Origin of the sequence: Acuticoccus sp. MNP-M23, from assembly GCF_031195445.1 — a bacterium.
Lineage (GTDB): Bacteria > Pseudomonadota > Alphaproteobacteria > Rhizobiales > Amorphaceae > Acuticoccus.
The window spans coordinates 3,889,205-3,911,491 of the sequence record NZ_CP133480.1; the positions used below are offsets into that span (position 1 = coordinate 3,889,205).

Annotated in this window: 16 protein-coding genes; 4 read left to right on the top strand and 12 right to left on the bottom strand. The window is 66.0% G+C overall.

All coding sequences use genetic code 11. The annotated features are described in order from the left end of the window. Window positions 1-130: 130 nt before the first annotated feature. The 10 genes from RDV64_RS17985 to RDV64_RS18030 form a co-directional block, all read right to left on the bottom strand. On the bottom strand, window positions 131-691 hold the full coding sequence (locus RDV64_RS17985; RefSeq protein ID WP_309196337.1) for an RNA polymerase sigma factor: 561 nt from the start codon (window positions 689-691) through the stop codon (window positions 131-133). A gap of 49 nt (window positions 692-740) precedes the next feature. Beyond that, the gene (locus RDV64_RS17990; RefSeq protein WP_309196338.1) at window positions 741-1,328 is read right to left on the bottom strand and encodes a hypothetical protein; all 588 of its coding nucleotides are present in this window, start codon (window positions 1,326-1,328) and stop codon (window positions 741-743) included. 388 nt (window positions 1,329-1,716) lie between these two features. Continuing rightward, a complete protein-coding gene (locus RDV64_RS17995; protein ID WP_309196339.1) occupies window positions 1,717-5,937 on the bottom strand; it encodes a calcium-binding protein in 4,221 nt (1,406 codons plus the stop codon). Between the two features lie 365 nt (window positions 5,938-6,302). After that, window positions 6,303-8,612 (bottom strand): molybdopterin-dependent oxidoreductase, encoded by a 2,310-nt coding sequence (locus RDV64_RS18000; RefSeq protein ID WP_309196340.1) that lies wholly within the window; start codon window positions 8,610-8,612, stop codon window positions 6,303-6,305. A 31-nt stretch (window positions 8,613-8,643) separates the two neighbouring features. Further along, entirely contained in the window at window positions 8,644-9,600 is a 957-nt protein-coding gene (locus RDV64_RS18005; RefSeq protein WP_309196341.1) for an oligopeptide/dipeptide ABC transporter ATP-binding protein, read from the bottom strand. Continuing rightward, window positions 9,600-10,646 (bottom strand): ABC transporter ATP-binding protein, encoded by a 1,047-nt coding sequence (locus RDV64_RS18010; protein ID WP_309196342.1) that lies wholly within the window; start codon window positions 10,644-10,646, stop codon window positions 9,600-9,602. The genes RDV64_RS18005 and RDV64_RS18010 overlap by 1 nt, the downstream gene beginning before the upstream one ends. Next, entirely contained in the window at window positions 10,643-11,548 is a 906-nt protein-coding gene (locus tag RDV64_RS18015; protein ID WP_309196343.1) for an ABC transporter permease, read from the bottom strand. The genes RDV64_RS18010 and RDV64_RS18015 overlap by 4 nt, the downstream gene beginning before the upstream one ends. Continuing rightward, window positions 11,545-12,489, bottom strand: a complete 945-nt coding sequence (locus RDV64_RS18020) for an ABC transporter permease (RefSeq protein ID WP_309196344.1) — start codon at window positions 12,487-12,489, stop codon at window positions 11,545-11,547. Before RDV64_RS18020 ends, RDV64_RS18015 begins: the two co-directional genes overlap by 4 nt. Before the next feature lie 54 nt (window positions 12,490-12,543). Next, a complete protein-coding gene (locus RDV64_RS18025; RefSeq protein ID WP_309196345.1) occupies window positions 12,544-14,088 on the bottom strand; it encodes an ABC transporter substrate-binding protein in 1,545 nt (514 codons plus the stop codon). A gap of 79 nt (window positions 14,089-14,167) precedes the next feature. Continuing rightward, window positions 14,168-15,448 carry an FAD-binding oxidoreductase gene (locus RDV64_RS18030; protein ID WP_309196346.1) on the bottom strand — a complete coding sequence of 427 codons (1,281 nt, stop codon included), beginning with the start codon at window positions 15,446-15,448 and terminating at the stop codon, window positions 14,168-14,170. A 95-nt stretch (window positions 15,449-15,543) separates the two neighbouring features. On the opposite strand from RDV64_RS18030, the gene RDV64_RS18035 reads away from it, so the two are divergent. The 4 genes from RDV64_RS18035 to RDV64_RS18050 all read left to right on the top strand — a co-directional run bounded on the left by RDV64_RS18035 (window position 15,544) and on the right by RDV64_RS18050 (window position 20,525). Further along, window positions 15,544-16,452 carry a LysR substrate-binding domain-containing protein gene (locus tag RDV64_RS18035; protein WP_309196347.1) on the top strand — a complete coding sequence of 303 codons (909 nt, stop codon included), beginning with the start codon at window positions 15,544-15,546 and terminating at the stop codon, window positions 16,450-16,452. A 229-nt stretch (window positions 16,453-16,681) separates the two neighbouring features. After that, on the top strand, window positions 16,682-17,122 hold the full coding sequence (locus RDV64_RS18040; protein ID WP_309196348.1) for a cysteine rich repeat-containing protein: 441 nt from the start codon (window positions 16,682-16,684) through the stop codon (window positions 17,120-17,122). 338 nt (window positions 17,123-17,460) lie between these two features. Then, window positions 17,461-19,242 (top strand): alpha/beta fold hydrolase, encoded by a 1,782-nt coding sequence (locus RDV64_RS18045; RefSeq protein ID WP_309196349.1) that lies wholly within the window; start codon window positions 17,461-17,463, stop codon window positions 19,240-19,242. After that, window positions 19,239-20,525 carry a hypothetical protein gene (locus RDV64_RS18050; RefSeq protein ID WP_309196350.1) on the top strand — a complete coding sequence of 429 codons (1,287 nt, stop codon included), beginning with the start codon at window positions 19,239-19,241 and terminating at the stop codon, window positions 20,523-20,525. Before RDV64_RS18045 ends, RDV64_RS18050 begins: the two co-directional genes overlap by 4 nt. On the opposite strand, the gene RDV64_RS18055 is transcribed toward RDV64_RS18050, so the two are convergent. Beyond that, on the bottom strand, window positions 20,480-21,070 hold the full coding sequence (locus RDV64_RS18055; RefSeq protein ID WP_309196351.1) for a LemA family protein: 591 nt from the start codon (window positions 21,068-21,070) through the stop codon (window positions 20,480-20,482). The genes RDV64_RS18050 and RDV64_RS18055 overlap by 46 nt on opposite strands. A gap of 39 nt (window positions 21,071-21,109) precedes the next feature. Continuing rightward, the gene (locus tag RDV64_RS18060) at window positions 21,110-22,087 is read right to left on the bottom strand and encodes a hypothetical protein (RefSeq protein ID WP_309196352.1); all 978 of its coding nucleotides are present in this window, start codon (window positions 22,085-22,087) and stop codon (window positions 21,110-21,112) included. Window positions 22,088-22,287: the final 200 nt, after the last annotated feature.

Genomic DNA, 22,287 nt, shown 5'->3' on the forward strand with positions numbered 1-22,287 from the left:
TCGTCCTTGCCAGTTTTGCCAGTCCGCCGCCGTGGCAGAGCGGGGATTGAGGGGCGGGGGTGGACATTGAACGGGTTTGCCGGTTGAGCGCCCACCAAGGCCCTCAGCGCGGCCAGGCCGCCAATATCCGTCAGGCGCCGGATGGCGTCGATCTTCTCGAAAGGCAGTGCAGGAGCAGGCGCTTGGCGTGGAAAACCCGGGTCTTCACGGTGCCGACCGAACAGCCCTCGATGGCGGCGATGTCGAGGTAAGGAAGATCGCAGAAGAAAGCCAGGTGAACCGCGGCGCGCTGAACGGCGGGGAGTTTTGCGATACAGTCCCGCAAGGCCGTGCCGTCCTCTAGCGCTTCCAGCACGGCGTGTGGGCTGGCCGCCTCGTCCGCAATTGTATCGTCCGCCTCGGCAACCGTCGGAGTGGACTTGCGCCAGCGGTCGGCCGCCTTGTGGCAGGCGATGGAGTAGATCCATGTGCGTACGCTCGAACGGCCCTCGAACGTCGCTGCGCGACGCCAGACCTCAAGCATCGTTTCCTGCACGATATCCGCCACTTCGTGCGGATCGCGGCTACGCGTCTGGATGAAGCGATCTAGATCCGGACCGACTGACATATAGAGGGCGCGCATTGCCTTTTTATCGCCCAAGGCTATCCGCCGAAGAAGGAACTCTAGATTCTCAAGATTTGAAGTATTCAAAAATTTCTCAACGTTTAACGCAGTCGAAGGGCTGGGTCCGTAAGATCGGTTACTCTATATCGATGATTCCGACTAAGGGTTTCGATGAAGCCAAAGTTTTGGCGGCAGTGTCGCGCTGTTCCTCGGTGTCGAAGGCGAGGGTGTATAAGCCGACCGCCGTAGGCCCGTCGACGATGCGCGCGCCCGCGTCGCGCAGCAACCGGCGGATCGCAAGTTCGGTGCCAGCGGGCGCAAAGGCAATGCGCAGGGTGTTCTGCGCGCTCGTCGTGCCCTGACTGCCCGTTGCAGTGATGTAACCCTGCGGCGCAGTGTGCCCGGCGAGATGGGGGGCGACCGCAAGCTGCCAGCAGCCGATCGCAATGGCCACGAGGGCGGCAACCTGCCAGGCGGAGACATTGCGCTGCCAGAACGCGCGCGGTTTCTGGCGATCGATCGCATTTGAGAGCCGTGCCCAGCCAAACTCGCCGGGAAAGGGGTGGACCGCACTGTCAGTCTGGTTAAGCGCTTCGACCAGGCGAAGATCAGCTTCCATACGAGGATTCCCCTGAATCTCGGCTTCGAGACGGGCGGCCTCGTCACGCGAAAGACGGCCCCTGACGAGGTTTTGCAGCGGGTCACTGTCGACCGGGTCCACCATCGCTCACACTCCTTCCGCCGCATTTGGGTAGGTCGCATGACCGTGCCGGACGGTTCAATCTTAATTGCGCTAACGCCTTTGATCCCGGCTTGGCAAGCGTTTGCAATGCGATTTGTTGACTGAATTAGTTTTCGGAAGTTCAGGCGGATTACTACTTTGTCAGCGATCGCGGCGCCTGTCGTGACCGCGTTACTTGCGGAAGCCCCCCGCACCGTCGGGCCGACCGAACCCGGCCGTCATTCGAATTTCGGGTTCGGCATGCCGGACGTGGAAAGACACTGCCGCTTGTCCGGCCCGCCGTCGCCGCAGCGAAACTGGAAAGGCCCCGCACAGATGCGTGCGGGGCCTTGATCCAAGGGGCAGGCGCCGGGTGAAACGGAGCCCGCGATCAGAAGATGAAATTGCCCTCGTCGAGCGTGAAGTTGATACCCTGCAGCTCGATCGTCCCTTCCGAGAACTCGATCGTCACGTCGCTCAGATTACCGGCGGTCGGCACCACGTTGATATCAAGCTCGTCGAAGCTCTCGACACTGAAGACGCCCTGGAGGTCGATCGTCTCGTTGGCCTTGAAGTCGAGGATGAGGTCATCGCCGAAATCTTCGTCGCTGAAGACGAACGTGTCGCGGCCATCGCCACCGGTGAGGCGGTCGTCGCCATCGCCGCCTTCGATGGTGTCATGTCCGGCGCCGCCGTCAATGGAATCGGCACCGTCGCCGGCGTTGATCTGGTCTTTGCCGTTCCCGCCCGAAATATCGTCGAAGCCGTTGCCGCCGTTGATGCGGTCATTGTTGGCGCCGCCGTCGATCACGTCGTTGCCGTCGCCGCCGTTGATGCGGTCGTTGCCCGAACCACCGTCGATGGTGTCGTTGCCCTCGTCGCCTTCGATCATGTCGACGCCATTGCCGCCGAAAATCTGGTCTGCGCCTTCGCCGCCGAACAGGCGGTCGTTGCCGTTGCCGCCATCGAGGACATCGTTGCCGGCATCGCCGTGGAGGAAGTCGATGTCGTCGCCGCCGAACAGCTCGTCCCAGCCGCCACCGCCGCTGATCTGGTCCCGCCCGCCGCCGCCGAACAGGTCGTTGCGGAAATCGTCACCTTCGAGGATGTCGTCCTTTGCGGTGCCGACAATGTTCTCGATCCCAGTCACCTCGTCGCCCGCAGCGTCGCCGCCGGAGAAGAAACCGAATTCGAGGTTGACCGCAATGCCGTCGTCCGAGGCGGAATAGCTGAGCGTGTCGATCCCCGATTCGCCGCGGATGTCGTCAGCTCCCGCGCCGCCGATGATGAAATCGTCGCCTGAGCCGGCCCTGATCACGTCGTTGCCGTCGCCGCCGTCCAGCGTGTCGTTGCCGGCATCGCCGAACATCGTGTCGTCGCCGCCAAGGCCACGGAAGAGGTCGTCGTCAACGCCGCTGTTGTTGTCGTCGATCACCTCGTCCTGCTCGGAGCCGGTGACCGTGTCCGCGCCGGACGTGCCGTGGATGCTGATGGTATCGCCAGCGTCCGTATCGATGCCGCCGAAGGTGACGCCCGACAGGTCGACGTCCCGGGCGTTGCGGATGTCGACCGTCACCCGGTTGGCGTCGATCGCGTTGAGCTGGGTGAGGCTGGCAAGGTCCGCGCCGTCGGCCCGCAGGGTCACGTTGCCGGTTCCGAGGAACTCGACCACCTCGATCCCGGTGACGGTGTCGTCGAGAAGATCGATGTCGTTGTCGGTGACGCGCAGCGTATCGGTGCCGGCGCCGCCGTCGACGGTGTCTCGTGTGAGCTGGTCGGCCACGATGAGGTCGTCGCCATCGCCAGCCGCGATGTTGTTGGTGGCGTCATTGCCGCCGACGGTGTCGTTGAAGGCCGAGCCGATGATATCATCGATGCCGGCGTATGTGTCGCCTTCGGCGAAACCGCCAGAGCCGACAAAGTTGCCCTGGAGCCTCACGTTCACACCGGCGTTGGAGGTGGAGTAGTCGACCGTATCGCGGTTACGGCCGCCGTTCAGGATATCCGCGCCCTCGGAGCCGATGAAGGTGTCGTTGCCGTCATGGCCGATCAGCGTGTCGTTTCCGGCGCCGCCGTCGATGGTGTCGTTGCCGTTGTCGCCGAGGATCGAATCGTCACCGGCGCCGCCGAAGACCCGGTCGTCGCCACCGTTGGCATCCAGCGTATCGTCCTGGTCGGAGAGGGTGATCCGGTCCGCGCCATTGCTGCCGAAGACTGTGATGGTGTCGCCGGTGCCGGTATCGATCCCCTCCAGCGCAATGCGGCTGAGGTCAAAGTCCGGGCCCGCGTTGCGGATCTCGATGCGGACATTGCCGCTGGTGAGCGAGCGGATGACGTTGACGTCCGCAAGGTCCGCAGCATCGACCCGCAGGGTGATGTCGCCGCCGTTGCCGCTGCCGACGAGTTCGATCACCTCGATGTTGGTGATGGTGTCGTCGAGGAGGTCGAGGTCGTTGTCGACGAGGCGCAGGGTGTCGAAGTTGCCGCTGCCGCCGTCGAACACGTCGCGGCCCATCCGGGTGACGATGAAGGTGTCGTTGCCGCTGCCGCCGTCGACGGTGTCGGCCCCATCGGCGTCGTCGAGGATCGTATCGAAGCCGCCGCCGGCGTCGATGAAATTGTTGCCGTTGTTGCCGCTCAGGGTATCGTCGCGGTCGGAGCCGATGATGTCGTCGACGCCGGCGTAGGTGTCACCTTCGGCCAGACCGCCCGAGCCGGCGTTGTTGCTTCCAAGGTCGATTTTCACGCCCTCGGTAGAAGCGGAATAGTCGATCGTGTCCCTTCCACGGCCGCCGTCGATAACGTCCGCGCCCTTTGAGCCGATGAAGGTGTCGTTGCCGTCAGCGCCGCGCAGGGTATCGTTGCCGGCGCCGCCGTCGATGGTGTCGTTGCCCTTGTCGCCCAAGATCGAATCGTCACCGGCACCGCCGAAGACCCGGTCATCACCGCCGTTGGCGTCCAGCGTATCGTCCTGATCGGAGAGGACGATGGTGTCCGCGCCATTCGTGCCCGAGACGAAAATCTCGTCACCAGCGCTCGTGTTGATCCCCTCCAGTGCGATGCGACTGAAGTCGAAATCGGGTCCGGCGTTGAAGACCTGGATGCGGACATTGCCGCTGGTGAGCGAGCGGATGATGTTGACGTCCGCAAGGTCCGCAGCGTCGACCCGCAGGACCATGTCGCCACCGTTGCCGCTGCCGACGAGTTCGATCACCTCGATGTTGGTGATGGTGTCGTCGAGGAGATCGAGGTCGTTGTCGACGAGGCGCAGGGTGTCGAAGTTGCCGCTGCCGCCGTCGAACACGTCGCGGCCCATCCGGGTGACGATGAAGGTGTCGTTGCCGCTGCCGCCGTCGACGGTGTCGGACCCCTCGGCGTCGTCGAGGATCGTATCGAAGCCGCCGCCGGCGTCGATGAAATTGTTGCCGTTGTGGCCGTTGAGGGTGTCGTCGTGGATGGAGCCGATGATGTCGTCGACGCCGGAATAGGTGTCGCCTTCGGCCAGACCGCCCGAGCCTGCGACGTTGCTTTCAAGGTTGACGTTCACGCCTTCGCTGGAGGCGGAATAGTCGACCGTGTCGCGGCCGCCGCCGCCGTCGAGAACATCCGCGCCCTCGGAGCCGATGAAGGTGTCATTGCCGTTAGCGCCGCGCAGGGTATCGTTGCCGGCGCCGCCGTCGATGGTGTCGTTGCCGTTGTCGCCGAAGATCGAATCGTCACCGGCACCGCCGAAGACCCGGTCATCACCGCTGTTGGCATCCAGCGTATCGTCCTGGTCGGAGAGGATGATGGTGTCTGCACCATTGGTGCCGAAGACGAAGATCTCGTCCGCCGCGCTGGTGTCGATGCCTTCCAGCGTGATCTGCGACAGGTCGAAATTGCCGGCGTTGAAGATCTCGATGCGCGTGTTGCCGGGGGCAAGGGAGCGGATGGTCGTGACGCCGGCGAGGTCCGCCGCGTCGATCCGCAGCCGGACGTCCCCGCCGTCGCCGACGAGTTCGATTACCTCGAAGCCGGTCACGGTATCGTTGAGGAGGTCGAGGGTGGAGGCGCCCTCGAAGCGCAGCGTGTCGGTGCCGGTGCCGCCCTCGTACGTATCGCCGGAACCATTGTCGGTGACGAGTGTATCGTTGCCGGCGCCCAGATCGATTGTGTCGCTGTTGTTATCGGAGTCGATGACGGTGTCGTCGCCGTCGCCGGTCTCGATCACGTTGCGGCCGGAGTGGCCCGTCACAGTGTCTGCAAAGTCGGAGCCGATCACGCCGTCGACGCCCCTGTACGTGTCGCCTTCGGCAAAACCCCCGGTGCCGCTGCCCTCCAGAACGACGTTGACGCCCGCCGTAGAGGTGGAATAGTCGACCGTGTCGAAGTCGCGGTCGCCGAAGATGAAGTCAGCGCCTTCCGAACCAATGAACAGGTCGTTCCCGTCGCCGCCGATCAGGGTGTCGTTCCCGGCGCCGCCGTCCAGCGTGTCGTTGCCGCCGTCGCCCAGAATGCCGTCGTTGCCGCCGAGGCCGCTCAGCGAGTCATTCCCGCCGTTGCCGTCGATGAGATCGTTTTCGTCGGTCCCGTTCAGGACGTTCGCATTGTTGTTGCCATTGATGTCGGCCATGGTTTTCCCGCGTGCTGTTTTCAAACCACCGGCCCATTGCCGGTCTTACAGCGGCTCCGTCGCGCTATTGCAGAATGCGGTTCAAAAATTTTCTCTTGTATTTCCATCCGCCCGTCGGCGCTGCCTCGCGGCACATCGTTGCGCGGAGGATTGGCGATGCTTGGCGGCGAACGCGCCGCATACCTTTCGCAATGGCGCGCTCCCTCGTGAAGCGCGCCGTTTCCTTGTTCAGCCGATCGATCTTTGCGGCCTGATCGCTGTCGGCCCGGGCGCCTGAAGGACCTGCATTGTCCGAGGTGCAGAGCGAGCGCGGGCTGACTCCCGGCCAACCCAAGCCCTCCATGCCGAGCCTCGGATCCCGGTGATCAGACCGGCGCGTCGAAGGCGCGGATGGGTGGGAGCGGGCCGTCGTGGCGGACGCACTGGGCGACCGTGAGCTGGCCGGTGCACCCCTGTGCCAGGCGGGACGTGCCGATGTCGCGCGTCAAGACGTTGGGGTTGCCGTGCACGCAGGTGGGGCGATCCGGCTGGTCGGGGGAAGGGTCGGGATCGTACCAGGCGCCGGTGGGCAGATGGACCACGCCGGGTGCCACGGCGTCGGTCAGATGGGCGGCGGCAAGACACGCGCCGCGATCGTTGAAGAGGCGGACGATGTCACCCTCGCCGATCTGCCGGTCCGCAGCGTCGGCGGGATTGAGCCGCACCACCTCGCGCCCGCTCATCTTGCTGGCCTGACTGTGCGCGCCGAAATCGAGCTGGCTGTGCAGCCGTGTGGCAGGCGCATTGGCGACGACGAAAAGCGGGTGATCGGGCGAGGGCGGTTCGGTGGTCGCCAGATAGGCCGGGTGGCCCGGACAATCGGGATATTTGAACGCTGCGATGGTCTCGCTGAAAATTTCGATCTTGCCGCTCGCCGTCGCGAGCCGACGGCCGACGGGGTCCTCGCGGAAGGCGCGCAGAAAGCCGCCGTCGTCCGGACCCACCGGCAAGGGCTGCGTGCCATGTTGCCAGAATTCCTCGAAATTCGGCGCCGCTTCGCCATTTTCCTCCAGCGACTGGCGGGTGCGCTCGTAGAACTGGCGGAGCCAATCGTCCACCGTCCGCCCCTCGCTGAACGCCTGCAAGACGCCGAGGCGTTCGGCCAGACCGCAGAAAATGGCATAATCGTCGCGCGCTTCACCGGCCGGCTCGGCCACACGTTTCATGGCGATGAGCAGCGGATCGGTGCGCGTCGCGCCGATGTCGTCGCGCTCCAGCGACATTGTCGCAGGCAGGACGATGTCGCTGGCGCGGGCCATCCCCGTCCAGGCGAAATCCTGGGTGACGACGGTGTTGGGGCGCGCGAACGCCCGGCGCAGGCGGTTGAGGTCCTGGTGGTGGTGGAAGGGGTTGCCGCCGGCCCAGTAGACGAGCCCGATCTCGGGGTAGGTCAGCGTGCGGCCATTATACTCGTACGATCCGCCCGGATCGAGAAGCATGTCGGCGATGCGGGCGACGGGGATGAAGGATTCGGCCGTGTTGGTGCCCTGGCCGAGCGTCGGGATCTCGACGGAGACGGCGCGGCGGCCGGTGTGCCCCATGGCGCCGAGCGCATAGTGGAAACCGCCGCCCGGCAGTCCGATCTGGCCCACCATCGCCGCGAGCGCCACCGCCGCCCAGACCGGCTGTTCGCCGAATTCGGCCCGCTGCAATGAATGGGCGACGGTGATGAGGGTGCGCCCGGCCACCGTTTTTCGCGCAAGCTCGCGCAACATGTCCGGCGCGAGGCCGCAGATGGGCGCGGCCCATTCGGCGTCCTTTGCCGTCCCGTCCGCCTCGCCGGTGAGGTACTTGGCAAAAACGTCGAAGCCGACCGTGTGCGAACGCACGAATGCGGCGTCGTAGAGGTCTTCCACAAGGAGCGTGTGGGCGAGCGCCAGCATCACCGCCGTGTCCGTCGCGACGTTGACCGGGTGCCACGTTGCGTCAATGTCGTCCGGCAGATCGTCGCGCAGCGGGCTGAAGAGGTGAAAGCGCGTGCCGCGGGCGGCGGCAGCGCGCATGAAGCCCGGCTCGATATGCGCGCTCACGCCGCCATTGCCGATCATCGAATTCTTGATGGCCATCCCGCCGAAGGCGAGCACCATGTCGGTGTGGGCGGCGATCTGCTCCCAGGTCACGTTGTGGCGCGAGAGCTGCTCGAACGGGCCGATGACGTGCGGCAGGAGCACCGAGGAGGCCCCGGCGCTGTAGCTGTTGACCGAGCGGGTGTAGCCGCCGAACGCGACGTTGAGGAAGCGGTGGATCTGGCTTTGCGCATGGTGAAAGCGGCCGGCGCTCGCCCACCCGTAGGAGCCGCCATAGATGGCGGCGGGCCCGCCGCGATCCGTCTCCGACTTCAGTTCGCGCGCCAGAAGATCGAGTGCCGTGTCCCAGTCCACCTCGACGAACGGGCCGTCCAGCGGGCGCTCGCGCGGACCGGGGCCGTTGTCGAGCCAGTCCTTGCGGATGGCGGGCCGCATGATCCGGGCCTTGTGGCGCAGGGCGCCGGTGAAGTTGCCGAGGATCGGCGAGGGTGCCGGGTCATCGGGATGCGGCGTGACCTCCACATCGCCGCCCTTAAAGGCGGCCCGAAAGGTTCCCCAATGGGCGCTGTGCGTGACGCCGCTGCGGGCGGCATCATCGGTCTCGTTCATCGTCGAAGTCCTTGGGTCGTCGGGCTCGCGCCTATTCCACGTTGTGACAGGCGAGGAGACGGCCGGCGCCGGAGGAGCGCAGCGGCGGCACCTCGCGCCGGCAAATGTCGGTGGCAAGCGGGCAGCGGGGATGGAAGTGACAGCCGGGCGGCGGGTTCATCGGCGAAGGCGGCTCACCTTCGGGGATGGAGCGGGCGATCTCGACGGAGGGGTCCGGCACCGGCGAGGCACCGCGCAGGAGCACGGTATAGGGATGCTTGGGCGCATCGAAGAGCGCCGACGTCGGCCCGCTCTCGATGACCCGGCCGAGATACATCACCACCGTGCGCTCGCAGAAATAGCGCACCACGCCGAGGTCGTGGCTGACGAACACATAGGCAAGGCCCCGGTCCGCCTTGAGCCGGGCAAGGAGTTTCAGGATCTGCGCCTGCACCGACACGTCGAGCGCGGAGACCGGCTCGTCGGCAATGACGAGGCCCGGCTCCAGCACAAGCGCCCGCGCGATGCCGATGCGCTGGCGCTGGCCACCGGAGAATTCGTGCGGGAAGCGTTCGGCGGCAGTGGCGGGCAGGCCCACTTCGTCGAGCACCGCGGCGACGCGGCGTTGAAGGTCAGCGCCCTTCGCGAGCTTGTGGACATGGAGCGGTTCGGCGAGCGCATCGCCCACCCGCTGGCGCGGATCGAGGGCGGAGGCCGGGTCCTGAAACACCATCTGCATCGACTGGCGCAGCGCTCTCAGGCGCTTCGGGCTCGCGGTCAGCACGTCTTCGCCGTCATATTGCACGGACCCGCTGTCGGCCTCGATCAGACGCAAGGTCGCGCGGGCGGCGGTGGATTTCCCGCAGCCCGATTCGCCCACGATGCCAAGCGCCTCGCCGTGGTCCACCGAGAAGGACACGCCGTCGAGCGCCCGCAAGCTGACCTTGCGCGGCGGAAAGCCTTCCGTCGCGTGAAAGGTTTTCGTGATCGACTTCACCTCGAGGAGCATCAGGCGTCATCCCCCACCGGTGCCGCTTTGACCCAGCAGCGCGCGGTGTGTTGCGGGTCGCTCCCCACCGCAATCAGCGGCGGGCGTTCGGCGCACTTGTCGATCCGCAGCGGACAGCGGCCCTGGTAGCGGCAACCCGCCGGCATCGCCTGCAGCGAGGGGACCTGGCCCGGAATGGGGTTGAGGTCGTCGGAAGCGCGATCCACCCGCGGCATCGCCGACATCAGGGCGACGCTGTAGGGATGTCGCGGCTCGGCGAAGAACGTGGCGACGGGCGCGCTCTCCACCACGTCGCCGCCATACATCACCATCACGCGCTGGGCGTTGCTCGCCACCACGCCAAGATTGTGCGTGATGAGGAGGATGCCGAGGCCAAGTTCGTTCTGGAGGCCGCGCAGAAGGTCCAGCACCTGTGCCTGCACGGTGACGTCGAGGGCGGTGGTGGGTTCGTCGGCGATGAGAGCGCCCGGCGAACAGGCGATTGCCAGCGCAATCATCACCCGCTGGCGCATGCCGCCCGAAAACTCGTGCGGGTAGGCCGAGAAGCGCTGCCGGGCGGCGGGGATGCGCACCTCTTCCATCAGCGCCAGCGCCCGCGCGCTGGCCTCCTTGCGGCTCATGTTGCGGTGGTAGATCAGCGACTCGGCGATCTGAAAGCCCACCTTCAGCACGGGATTGAGCGAGGACATCGGCTCCTGGAAAATCATGCCGATGGCTTCGCCGCGGACCTTCTCCATCGCCTTTTCCGGCAAGCCGCTGATCGTGCGGCCGTCAACGTTCACCGTTCCGGCGGAGAGGCGGCCGATTTTCGCCGGCAACAGGCCCATGATGGTCATTGCCGTGAGGCTCTTGCCACAGCCAGACTCGCCCACCAGCGCAAGCGTCTCGCCGCGCTGGACAGAGAAGCTCACGTCGCGCACGGCGTCGTACCAGGTGCCGCCGAGGCGCAGCGACGTGGTGAGGCCGTCGACCGCCAGCGCAGGCGGCGACGCAGCGCCCGGCGCGTCGGCCGGCGGCGTGCGCGCCTCGATCTTGGCGGCGCTCATACCGGTGCCCGCGGGTCGGTGGCGTCGCGCAGCCCGTCGCCGATGAGGTTGAGGCCGACCATCACGATGAGGATGGCGATGGAGGGGAAGATCGAAAGCCCCGGCGAATCGAGAAGGTTGTCGAACCCGTCACGCACCAGCCCGCCCCAGGTGGCGATGGGCGGCGGCGCGCCGAGGCCGATGAAGGAGAGCGTTGCCTCTGTGCGGATCGCGGTCGCCAGCCACAGCGAGGCGAGCACGGTGATCTCGTCGGCGATGTTGGGCAGGATATGCCGGAACATGATGCGCCCGTTGCCGTAGCCGAGCGCCCGGCAGGCATCGACGAAGTCGCGCTCCTTGATGGCGATGGTGGAGCCGCGCGCAATCCGCACGAAGGCGGGGATCGCCGTGATGGTGATGGCGAGGATGAGGTTGGCGATGGAGGGCCCGAGGAGCGCCACGATGATGATGCCCATGATGATCTGCGGAAAGCTCATCAGCCCGTCGTTGGCGCCGGAGATGATCCGGTCCACCCGCCCGCCGAAGAAGCCGGACACCACGCCGATTGCGACGCCGATTGCGACGGCGAGGATCGTCGACACGAAGCCCACGAAGAGCGAGATGCGCGCGCCGTAGATGATGCGGGAGAGGATGTCGCGGCCGAACTGATCGGTGCCGAGCCAGTAGACGGGGCCGGGGCCTTCCAGCTTGTGCAGGATGTTCTGGGCGTAGGGATCGTGCGGCGCGATGAGAGGCGCGAAGATGGCGCAGAAGATCATGATGCCGACCATCACGAGGCCGACTGTGAGCGCGCCGGAGCGCATCGCGCGAGCAAGGAGCGTGCGAAAACGGCCCGGACGGCGGGCGGTCGCCGCTTCGTTCATCTCGGGATCGACGGGCAACGGGGTTGCGGGGGCGCTCATTTGGTTTTCACCCGCGGGTCGACGAAGCCGTAGGCAAGGTCCGTGGCAAGGTTCACGACGGCGATGATGAAGGCATAGATCACCATCAGTCCCTGCAGCATCGTGTAGTCGCGCTTGTCCAGCGCGCCGATGATGAGCTTGCCGAGGCCGGGACGGTTGAAGACGATTTCGGTGAGGACGGAGTTGCCCATCAGGACGCCGAAATAAAGGCCGATCACGGTGATGACCGGGATGAGGACGTTGCGGAAGCCGTGCCGCCAGATGACGGCGAGGCCGGGCACGCCCTTGGCCCTGGCGGTGCGCATGTAGTCCTCCGAGAGGGCTTTCAGCATCGCCGAGCGGGTCACGCGGGTGATGTAGGCCATCATGATGAGACCCAGATTGAGCGCCGGCAGCGCCAGCGAGCGCAGCCGCTCCACCGGCTCGTCGAGCGGGTAGCCCCGCGACAGGACCGGGAACCAGCCGAGATGGATGGAGAAGAAGAGAAGCATCAGGACGGCGGAGATGAACGCCGGAAAGGACAGGCCCGCCAGCGAAATGATCCGCGCCAGCCAGTCCATCACGCCGTCACGCTTGCGGGCGGCAAGGATGCCGAGCGGCACGCCGCCCAGAACGCCGATGGCGAGCGAGGTGATGGTGAGCTCGATGGTGTAGGGCAGAACCGCCCACACATCGGCAAGAACCGGCCGGTTGGTGACGAGGGAGCGACCGAGATCGCCGGACAGAACGTCACCCATGAAGGTGACGTACTGGCGCCAGATGGGAAGGTCGAGGCCGAGGCGCGTGCGCAGTTCGGCAAGCGCTTCGGCCGTTGCGTTGTCGCCCATGATGACGATGGCCGGATCACCCGGGACGATGCGCACCAGGATGAACACCAGCGTCAGGACGCCCAGAAGCATCGGCACGGTGTAGAGCGCGCGCTTGAGAAGGTAAAATCCCATCCCGTTCCCCCGTTGCCGTAGTGGATCGGCCCGCGCGATGCGCGGGCCGGTTGGTTATTCGGCGATCGTGGTGTTCTCGGTGATTTCCGGCCCGAGATGCATTGCCGCCTGCAGGTCGTAACCGTAGTCGACCTTGTCGCTCTTGGCCCACGCGATCAGCTGCTCGTGCAGCGGCACGGCGCAGTTTTCGTCGACGATCTTCTTTTGGGCGGTCTTCCAGAGTTCGAGCTGCTTCTCGGTGTCCTGCTCCACGCGGGCCGCGTCGATCTCGTCGTCGGCCACGTCGCAGTGGGAGAAGTTTGTTGCCGCCGTCGGGGTACCGACGGTGGAGCGCGAGTGGAAGAACTGGGTCAGATAGACGTCCGCCACGGGGAAGCGGGCGGCGGAGTAGTAGACCACCTGCGACAGGTCTTTGCGGATGTTGGCGTGGAAGGTCTGGTGATCCACGACCTCAAGGTCGAGGGTGATGCCGGCCTCGGCGAGCTGGGCTTGCAGCACCTGCGCGATGGACAGCATCGAGGGCAGGGAGGTCTGGATCATCTTGAGCGTGATCCCGTCCGGATAGCCGGCCTCTGCCAGCATTTCCTTCGCTTTCGCGGGGTCACCCTTGGCCACCAGATCCTGCGCCTCGAAGCCGAGGTTGCCGGCGGGGATGATCGATTCAGCCGGCTTTGCGATGGCATCGCCGAGGAAATCGACAAATTGCTGCCGGTCGATGGCGGTCACGATGGCGTCTCGCACAGCGGGATCGTCGAGCGGCTCCATCGACATGTTGAAGTGGATGTTCTGCAGCTCGGCCGGGCGCACCACGTTGACCGTGACGCCGTCCATATCGCTCATCCGGTCGATCCACTGCTGATCCTGGCGACCGTACATCACGTCGAGTTCGCCTGACTGCATCGCGAGGTCGCGGGCCGAGTCGGACGGGATGAAGCGATACACGATCTGGTCGATCTTCGGCTCACCGCGGAAATAGTCGGGGTTTGCGTCGAACGTGATCGATTCCTGCGGGCTGTATTCGCCGACCATGAACGGACCGGTGCCCACGGCCTTGAGCGTGAAATCGGGGCCCAGCTCCTCGACCGCCTTTTTGCTCACGATGTTGCCACCATGATAGTTGGCGACGAGGCCGAGCAGCGAGGGGACGGGCGAGGACAAGGTGATCTTGACCGTCTTGTCGTCGAGCGCCTCGACCTTCTCGAAGGCCGCATAGTCGCCGGAGAAGGACGACGTCTCCTTGTCGGCGGCGCGGTTCAGCGAGAACACCACGTCCTCTGCCGTGAGTTCGCCGTAGCCGTGGTGAAACTCTACCCCGTCACGCAGGTGGAAGGTCCACTCCAGGCCGTCCTCGCTCTTCTCCCAGCTTTCGGCAAGGTCGGGTTCCAGCGCGCCGAGGTCGTCGGAGCCGGGGGGAAAGCGCACGAGGCCGTTGAAGACCCAGCCGGTCATCGGCTTGTCCTGGGTGGTGGTGGCCTTGTGCGGGTCGATCTGGCCGATATCGGGCGCGGCCATGCCGACGGACAGGACGGACTGGGCGCTCACCGGCGTGGCGATGGCAAGCGGTAGAGCAACCGTCATTGCGAGGAGGCGGTACTTCATCAGTGGCTCCATACGGTGTTCAGGTGGGTCGATCGGGTTTGCAGTCCCGTCGCGCGTCCGCCTGGGGAGAATTCCAGCTTCACGCTGCGACTGCATGTTTGGGGCCGAAGCGCGACAGGCGGAACGGCAGAGGGTCGGCAATCGGGTCGCGGCCGAGCGCAAGCTGGGCCGCCAGCGCGCCCGCGCCGGGGCCGAGGCCGAAGCCGTGGCCCGACAGACCTGACGCAATCACCAGGCCCGGTACGCTCGCAACCGTGTCGATCACCGGCATCTCGTCGGGCATCACATCGATGAGCGAGGCCCAGCTTTCCACCGGCTTCGCCTCGGCGAGGTGCGGGTAGAGCGAGCGTGCGGTGCGGAACAGATCGGTGAGAAGCGCCTGATCGGGCGCGGGGTCGAGCGTGCGAACCAGCTCGAAGGGGGAGGTGTCGTCCTCACCCCAGCGATGGTGCCCCAGCGGGCCGAAATATTCCCTGCCGAGACGCAGCTTCATCATCTTGCGGCGTTTCCACATGACAGGCAGAAACGCGCGGAAATGCTCAAACGCCGCGGGGATGAGATCGAACCGGGCGGCGGTCGCCCGCCCCACGGTGTAGCCGCCGTCGAGGCGGGGGCGGATGGAGGCCCCGGAGGCGCCGAAGGTGCTGGTGGAAATCGGCGCAACCGGTGAGGTCCGCATGGCCGACGAGCGGACGCCAAGCTGCGGAAAGCGCACGTTGATATTCTTCAGGAAGGTGCGCGACCACGCACCGCCGGCGAGGATCACCGACTGCGCCGCAATCGGGCCGTGCTCGGTGACGACCCCCGTGACCCGCCCGCCCTCTTGCATCAGCGTGCGAACCGCCGTGCCGGTCGCGATGACGGCGCCTTTCGCCTCCGCATAGCGGGCGAGCGCGGGGACGGCCCGTGACGGCTCGGCGTAGGCATCGGTCGGCGAACGCACGCCCCCCCTGAAGCGCCGATCGGTGCGCCCCGTCATCTCGTCGACCTCGGCGGATGACAGGATGTGCGTCTCGATCTGATACTGGCCCGCATGCTCCATCCAGTCGATGTGGCGCTGGAGCTCCTCGTCTGACTGCGCGAAATACGAAACCCCGCCGACACGGAAGCCGACATCCTCGATCCGTTCGGCGAGACGGCGCCAGATCCGGTCGCTTTCGAGCATCAGCGGGAGCTCTTCGGGCCGGCGTCCCTGCTTGCGGATCCAGCCCCAGTTTCGCGAAGACTGCTCGCCCGCCACCGTGCCCTTTTCGCAGACGACGCAGGGAATGCCCCGCTCGGCGCATTCGATTGCAGCGCCAATGCCAACCACGCCACCGCCAATGATTACGACTTCCGTTTCGCTGGGGATCTTGGTCATTCGCGCCGTCTGGTGTGGTTTGCTTGGCCGAAGGGTAGAAATGTGACCAGCTCTAACGCAAGTATAATTTTCGGCGCCTTTCATACGGAAAACTTATGCTTAGCCAGCGAGCACTGGAAGCTTTCAAAACAGTCATGGCCACCGGCTCCGCATCAGCGGCGGCGCAGGAGCTGTCCGTGTCGCAGCCGGCGGTGAGCCGACTGCTCAAGACGCTGGAGGATAGCCTCGAACTCGTGCTTTTCACCCGTGCCGGCAACCGCCTCGTCCCCACCGACGCCGCGCGCCTGCTGGCCGACGAAGTGGAGCATGCCTTTGTCGGGCTGACCGATATTGAGGCAAGTGCGCGGCGCATAAGGCGCGGCGAGCATGGCGCGGTGAAACTCGCCGCCATGCCCGTCATCTCCACGACGATCCTTGTGGCGCTGACGAGCGAGCTGCTGGCGTCCCGGCCCGGCGTGAGCCTTGAGATCAACTCGATGCGCACATCCTCCATCATTCCGGTTGTCGCCCGGCGGCAGGCCGAACTCGGATTTGTGAGCCCGCGCCGCGTCACCCCGGAGGTTGCGGTCCTTGCCCACGACCACTTCCCCTATCGGTGCATCCTGCGCGCTGACGATCCGCTCGCCACCCGCGAGAGCCTTTCGCTGACCGACCTCGCCGGGCGGGATTTCATCGGCTACACGGCCGCGAGCACCACCACGGGGCGCATTCTGGACAGGCTGATCGCCCAAATGCCGGTGCCACCGCGGATCAGGGTTCGCGTCCACCTGTCTGTCGTCGCCCATGCGCTGGTGATGCGCGGGGTGGGGATTGCCGTCGTCGACCCGTTCATGGCGCGCAGCCATGCCGAGCAGGGCGGGATCAGCCTGCCGATCGATATCGGGGACGGGTTCGGTGTCAGTGTGATCGCCCCGCTCGGCGTTCCGATCACGCAGGAAGTCGCCAACATGCTCGACGTCTACCGCGCGCTCAGCAAGACCTATGGCGCGCTGGCGCAGCGATAGCCGGTCGCGAAACGATGCTCGCGGTCCTGTCGGGACCGCCGTCGCCTGCGGTCGGTCGGCGTATCGGGGGCAGGGCACTGGGACGCAGCGGGCGACGGCGGATTTGCCTCATCGATCGCCGTCAGGTCTGTTACTCCGCGTGTGGTGTCGCTGGCGTGCGGAACTCGGTTCGAGCGCCGGCATTTGCGACGGCGAGCCTTCCGCTCGCCGGCCACCTCAGGAGTATCGAATGAAACGTGTTTTTGGAATTCACTGGTGCCTCGTCGCGCTGGCGATGACGCTCTTCGTGTCCATGCCGGATACCGCGCGGGCTGATCTGATGTCAGCCTGTCAGGCGAATATCGCGAAATGGTGCTCAGGCGTTCCCGATGGCCGCGGGCGGATCTCGGCCTGCCTCATGAGCTATTCGTCCAAGCTGGATGCGGCCTGCCGGTCGGAAGTCGATGCTGTCGCCAAGAAGAGCCAGAACAACATCCTCCTGCCAAAGAGCGTTCGCAGTCTCATGGGCGCAGGCAGCGCACCCGCAGTGCCGGCAGAGTGCGCAGCGGATCAGGGCAAATTCTGCTCCGGGGTGGATGCCGGCGGCCGCAATGCGCTGGCCTGCCTCTACGCGTATTCCGGCAGTGTGAGCGCACCGTGCGCGGACGGGATCAAGGCAGCCCTGAAATAGGCACTGCCCTAGAGGCCCGCGCCTTGAGGGCAGCGGGTCTCAATAACCAAGGCGCCCTGCGCGCCAGCACCGGTTTGAAACCGGCGCGCAGGCGTCGATGGCGGCTGGAATGCCGCCCCGAGCCTCGGGGCGGGTTCGATATGATATCTGTTGCCGCAAGGTTGGCGATGGCGACCGCTGCGAAAGAACGCCGCGCGTCGGGCAAAAGCGCTGGGGCAGAGGTTTCAGGATCTGGCAGGACTGCAATCCGTGCTGCTACGCTCAGCCTCTTTCGTGCAAACTGCGCGTCTGGCAAGTTCGTGCGATCGAACGAGGAATTCACCGTGGCGACCGGGCATTTGCTCCGCAGGACAACTCAGCCCATCGTCACGCCGGACGGAACGGTTCTGACCAGCTGCCACGTTCCGGCGCAGGGGCGCCGGGTGGGTACGGCGCTGATGACGAACACGCAGGCCCAGCACATCGGCAATCTCACCCGGACCATCGAAGGTCTCTCGGCACGCGGCTTTGACGTGGTGGCCGTGGATCTGCGTGGGCATGGCGGTTCGGCAGGGCGGCGGGCCCCGCTCGCCCATATGGACCCCGGTATCGGCTGGGAACGGCTGACGGAAGATTTTCTTGCCGCCGCCGCCCATGCTTTCAACGGCGTGCCGTGGGATCAACGGCTGGTCATCGCGGCCAATATCGGGGCACCGCTGTGCCTCGAAGCCCTCAAGGCCCGGCCCGATCTTGCGCGCAGGATTGTCCTTGCCGCACCGCCGCCCAACCAGCCGGCGCTTCTGCGATTTGCGCGGGCGCTGATGCGCGTGCGTGGCGCAATGTCGGCCTCGACGCAGCCGGACGAGCTGACCATGCACCAGCTCTATACTTTTCTGGGCGGTCAGATCGCAGGCCGCACACGGCTGATCGACGTGGTGTCGGCCGACCCCGAAGTGACGGCCGAGCTGGAGGCGGATCCACTGTCCTGGCCGACCCCCACCATCGGCTATTTCACCGAACTTTTCCGCGGCATCGAGAGCGCGTGGCGCTGGCCGCCGGGCGTCAGACTGGCGCCGGGCACGCAGATGCTCATCCTGTATGGCGGCGACGATCCGATGACGGCACGAGGCGCCTACGTGGACCGGATGTGCAAGGCGCTGGGGAAGATCGGCCCGGATACGCTGGACACGCTTTGCATCCCCGGCGGGCGCGCAGGCCTTCTGATCGACGAGCGCACGCTGGAAATCTCGCGGCATATTGCCGACTGGTGTGCTGGCGGCGCAGCACCGGTCGAAACCCGCGGCGCAGGCGATCTTCAGGCGGTGACCAGCCTCGTTCTGGAAGGGCTGGGCGCCTGCCCCGAACCACTCAGCCCCGATGCGCTGGTGGAGCTGTGCTACACCGCCATCGGCAACGAGGCGCGCTGGGTGGAGCTTCTTTATCGCCTTGCCCATTCAATGGCCGAAGACGAAGACGGGACAGACGATGTGCTGGCCGGCCTCATGCCCCATTATGCCCGCGCGTTGCAGATCGACAGGCAGATCATGTCGGCGGCAGCCGTGGGCACGGTGTTGCAGGGGGTGCTCGACAGGCTCGGGATCGGGCTTGCCATCGTCACGCGCGACCTCGACATCGTGTTTGCCAACGCTGCCTTTGCCGCTCGGCTCGGCGCGCTTTCGGGCGCGGTGCTCGCCCAGAGCGATAATGCTGCCATGGGGGCAGCCCTTCGCCGTCTGGCCGCGCCCGCCTTTGCCGCCGAGGTGCGTGCGGGCGGTGACCGGGTTGCGCTGGGCGAGGGGGGCGAGGTTCTCGGCGTGCATTTCAGGCCGCCGCAGTTGCGGCAGGCAGCGCTGATGCGGGGCGGCGCGTCGGGCGTCATTGCCATGCGCGCCGCGGGAGAGGACACCACGGCGCTTGCCGAGCTTTTGCAGTTTGTCCACGGCCTCACCGAGAAAGAGGCCGAGGTGGTGGCGCACCTTTGCCGCGGGCGAAGCCCCGATGCCATCGCAACGGTGATGGGCGTGTCCCTGCACACAACCCGAACGCACCTGAAACGCGCGTTCGAGAAAACCGGAACCGCAGGACAAACCGAACTTGTGGCGCTTGTGATGAACGGGCCGCTGGGGCTGTTCGGCGGGTGAGCGGCGGGCACGCGGACCTTCTGGCGGCAGCCGGTGCGCTGTTGCTGCCGTTGCTGTTTGCCCTTGCGCAGCGCGGGCACCGGGACCGTGCGGCATTTCTGAGCAACGCGGGTGAAAACGGGTTCGGCGCCACCTTTGCCGGGGCGGTTGGCGGCAATATCGGCATCGGATCGTTCCTCGCAATCTATCTGTTCGCGGCCGAAGCGCCGGTGATCGGCTTCTCGCTGGCGCTGGCCTACAGCGCCGGGCTGGTGCTGTGCGCTGTGGCGAGCCCGGCAATAAGGGCGCGGGCGCAAGGGCTCGGCTCCATCGGCCTTGCCGATTTCATTGCGCGGGCGCATGGCGGTGGGGCGCTGCCGGTCTGGGGGGCGCTGGCTGTGGTGTTCCTGCTCCGCTCGGCGGTGCAACTGGGCGCGCTGGGGTTGATCACGGCCGATCTCTTCGGCGGACGCACGGCGCTTGCCATTCTTGCGGTGACGGCCATCCTCGGCACCTACCTTCTTGTCGGAGGCTACCGCGCGGCTGTGGGGACAGACCGCGTGCAGGCGGCAATCCTGATCGCCGGGATGGCGCTGGCAGCCTGGGGCCTCTGGTCGGCGGACGTCCACCCGCGGGAGATGTTCACCCTCGGGCCCTACCGCCCGGCGCTTCTGGTGGGGATCTGGCTTCTCCTGCCATGGTCGGCCGTGCTGGGGGTGGACAACTGGCAGCGCATCACCCTGGCCTCGACGGACCGCACCGCACAGCGCGCCTACCTTGGCGCCGCCGCCGTGTGTGCGGGCATCCTTCTCACCATCGCCGCCGCAGGGTGGGGATCGGCACCGGGGAGAAGCGTGCACGAAACGCTGGCTCTCCTCATGCCGGGGCCGCTGGCGTGGGTTGCCACCGCGGTGCTGGTGGTATCGATCATGTCGTCGGTCGACACCTTCGTGATGCCGCTGGTTTCCAGCATCGGCCACCGCACGCCGCTGCCATGGCTGCGGGTTCTGATTGCGGTGCTGCTGATCGTGTCGGCTGGCCTTGCCATCGCCGTCAGCGATCTGCTGCCCAAGGTGGTCGCGGCATTCAACAGTCTGGTGGTGTTCCTGCCGGCGGCGGCGGGGGCGCTGTTCATCGCGCAGCCGCCGCGCGGTGCAGCGGCCGCGTCGATGCTCACGGGCCTCGTCGCAGCCTTGGCGATGACGCCGGTGGACGTGAACAGCGCCGCGCTTGTGGGATTCGCCGTTGCCGCGCTCGTCTACGGCGTCGTCTGGGTGTTGAAGGCAACGCGCGGGACCTCCTGAACCGCAGTGCGCCGGGACTGGGGCAAGTCGAACGGCGAACGCTCTTCAATGTGGTGGACCGGTGCAATCAGGTTGCCCGGAAACGTCACAACATGCTGGTTCAGCACCTGCACGTTGCCATTGAACAGGCGCCGGGCGGCGGCAATCTGGTCCTCGGTTTCCTCCAGCTGGCGTTGCAGCACTTCGATGTTTGCCGTGGCGGCAATTTCGGGGTTGTCCTCCACCTGCACCATCAGCCCCTGCATCCGGTCGCCCAGCACGACCTCGGCCTCGGCAATGCCCTGCGGCGTGCCATCCTTCAGCGCCTTGATGGCAAGCTCGCGCGCTGCAACCAGACGATCGACGATGCCTTCCTCGTGCCGCATTGCGCCTTCCACCGCGGCGATGAGGTTGGGCACCAGATCGTGCCGCCGCGTCAGCTGCACCACAATGCCGGACCATGCCTCCTCAATCCTGGTTTCGGCCGTGCGCATGGCGTTGAACTGGCGCACATAAACGAACCCGGTCAGCGCGAGCAGGACCAGAATGACAATCAGGACGGTCATCGACAAACTCCAGGAGAGGGGGGAAGAGGCGCGCGGCCATCACTCGGCATAGTGCTTGAACCCTTCGGCACCAGCGGCGAGATCGGCCACGATCTTTGCAAAGAGCGGCGCCGTGAGGTGGGGATCGCGAAGGTTTACCAGAGCGTAGCCGCGCAAGAAGACGTGCCGCCCGCGCACCATCACCTGAATCCGGTACCGCCGTTCCAACTCCAGAAGCTTTTCCATGAAGGCGGGCGTCAGCACCTGCAGGAGCCGGGTGCGCGACTGGGCGGTATCGCCCGTCAGCGTCACCCGGAAGGCTGCATTGAAGGCGATGGACTCGGTGTCGAAGTCCCGTCTTGAATCGCCCAGGGTCTCAGCCAGCAGGTGCGCTTCAATCAGGGTATTGCGCGCCAGCCGGTAGCCGATGACGAAGTTGATGCCGCGTCCGGCAAGCCTGGTGTTGCCGAACGGGTCGGTTCGCATGACCCGCGGCGCGGCAAGAAGGATTACGTTGATGATCTCGACACCCATCCAGAAGGGCATCCCCCCCGGTGCCGCGCCATAGTAGAACCCCGTCGGCACCAAAGGGAGCATCTGCCCGAGCCGGGACCGCAGGATCGGCGCCAGCTCGACCCTTGCCCGGTTGCTGCGCGGATCATAAAGCGCATCGACGCCGCCGGCGCGGACAATGTCGCCGGCAGGGTCCAGCGCAACCGGGGTCCAGCCGTTCAGCCGCGCCGTTTCCACCAGAAGCCAGCGGGTCCAGCCTTCTTCATCACCCAACAGGACAAGGGCGAACAGCGCCAGAAAGCTCGCCGCAAAGACACCGACCGCGAAAAGCGCAGCCGCCGTGCCGGCAAAAAGGTGAAGTCCGATGGCGGCGAAAAGCGCGATCACCGCGACGATGACCAGAATGCCCTGAACGAGACCCGAATCGAAGGGCGGGCGCCTTACCCTGGGCGGGGCAGAGGGCATCACCGTGACGCTGCCCTCGAACGGGTCCCAATGGTGGCGGTGTGCGGGCATGGCGGTCATCGCGCGGTCTGCCCCGCCGCTGCCCTGCCACAAACCACCGACATGCCGGGCCTGCATGCCCGCCCCGGCACCGGGCGGGGCGGCGCGGCAAGGAAGAGAGGCGCAAGGGGACGCACGATGCACATGGGCAAACTCCGGACATGGTTGCGACGGGCATGATCGCGCCGGATCCACGCCTTCAAATCACCCAGATGAGGGAG

Excerpts from the sequence above, each read along its gene's own strand:
- RDV64_RS17990 (WP_309196338.1), bottom strand. The coding sequence starts at position 1,328 with ATGGTGGACCCGGTCGACAGTGACCCGCTGCAAAACCTCGTCAGGGGC.
- RDV64_RS17995 (WP_309196339.1), bottom strand. The coding sequence starts at position 5,937 with ATGGCCGACATCAATGGCAACAACAATGCGAACGTCCTGAACGGGACC.
- RDV64_RS18000 (WP_309196340.1), bottom strand. The coding sequence starts at position 8,612 with ATGAACGAGACCGATGATGCCGCCCGCAGCGGCGTCACGCACAGCGCC.
- RDV64_RS18005 (WP_309196341.1), bottom strand. The coding sequence starts at position 9,600 with ATGCTCCTCGAGGTGAAGTCGATCACGAAAACCTTTCACGCGACGGAA.
- RDV64_RS18010 (WP_309196342.1), bottom strand. The coding sequence starts at position 10,646 with ATGAGCGCCGCCAAGATCGAGGCGCGCACGCCGCCGGCCGACGCGCCG.
- RDV64_RS18015 (WP_309196343.1), bottom strand. The coding sequence starts at position 11,548 with ATGAGCGCCCCCGCAACCCCGTTGCCCGTCGATCCCGAGATGAACGAA.
- RDV64_RS18020 (WP_309196344.1), bottom strand. The coding sequence starts at position 12,489 with ATGGGATTTTACCTTCTCAAGCGCGCGCTCTACACCGTGCCGATGCTT.
- RDV64_RS18025 (WP_309196345.1), bottom strand. The coding sequence starts at position 14,088 with ATGAAGTACCGCCTCCTCGCAATGACGGTTGCTCTACCGCTTGCCATC.
- RDV64_RS18030 (WP_309196346.1), bottom strand. The coding sequence starts at position 15,448 with ATGACCAAGATCCCCAGCGAAACGGAAGTCGTAATCATTGGCGGTGGC.
- RDV64_RS18035 (WP_309196347.1), top strand. The coding sequence starts at position 15,544 with ATGCTTAGCCAGCGAGCACTGGAAGCTTTCAAAACAGTCATGGCCACC.
- RDV64_RS18040 (WP_309196348.1), top strand. The coding sequence starts at position 16,682 with ATGAAACGTGTTTTTGGAATTCACTGGTGCCTCGTCGCGCTGGCGATG.
- RDV64_RS18055 (WP_309196351.1), bottom strand. The coding sequence starts at position 21,070 with ATGACCGTCCTGATTGTCATTCTGGTCCTGCTCGCGCTGACCGGGTTC.
- RDV64_RS18060 (WP_309196352.1), bottom strand. The coding sequence starts at position 22,087 with ATGACCGCCATGCCCGCACACCGCCACCATTGGGACCCGTTCGAGGGC.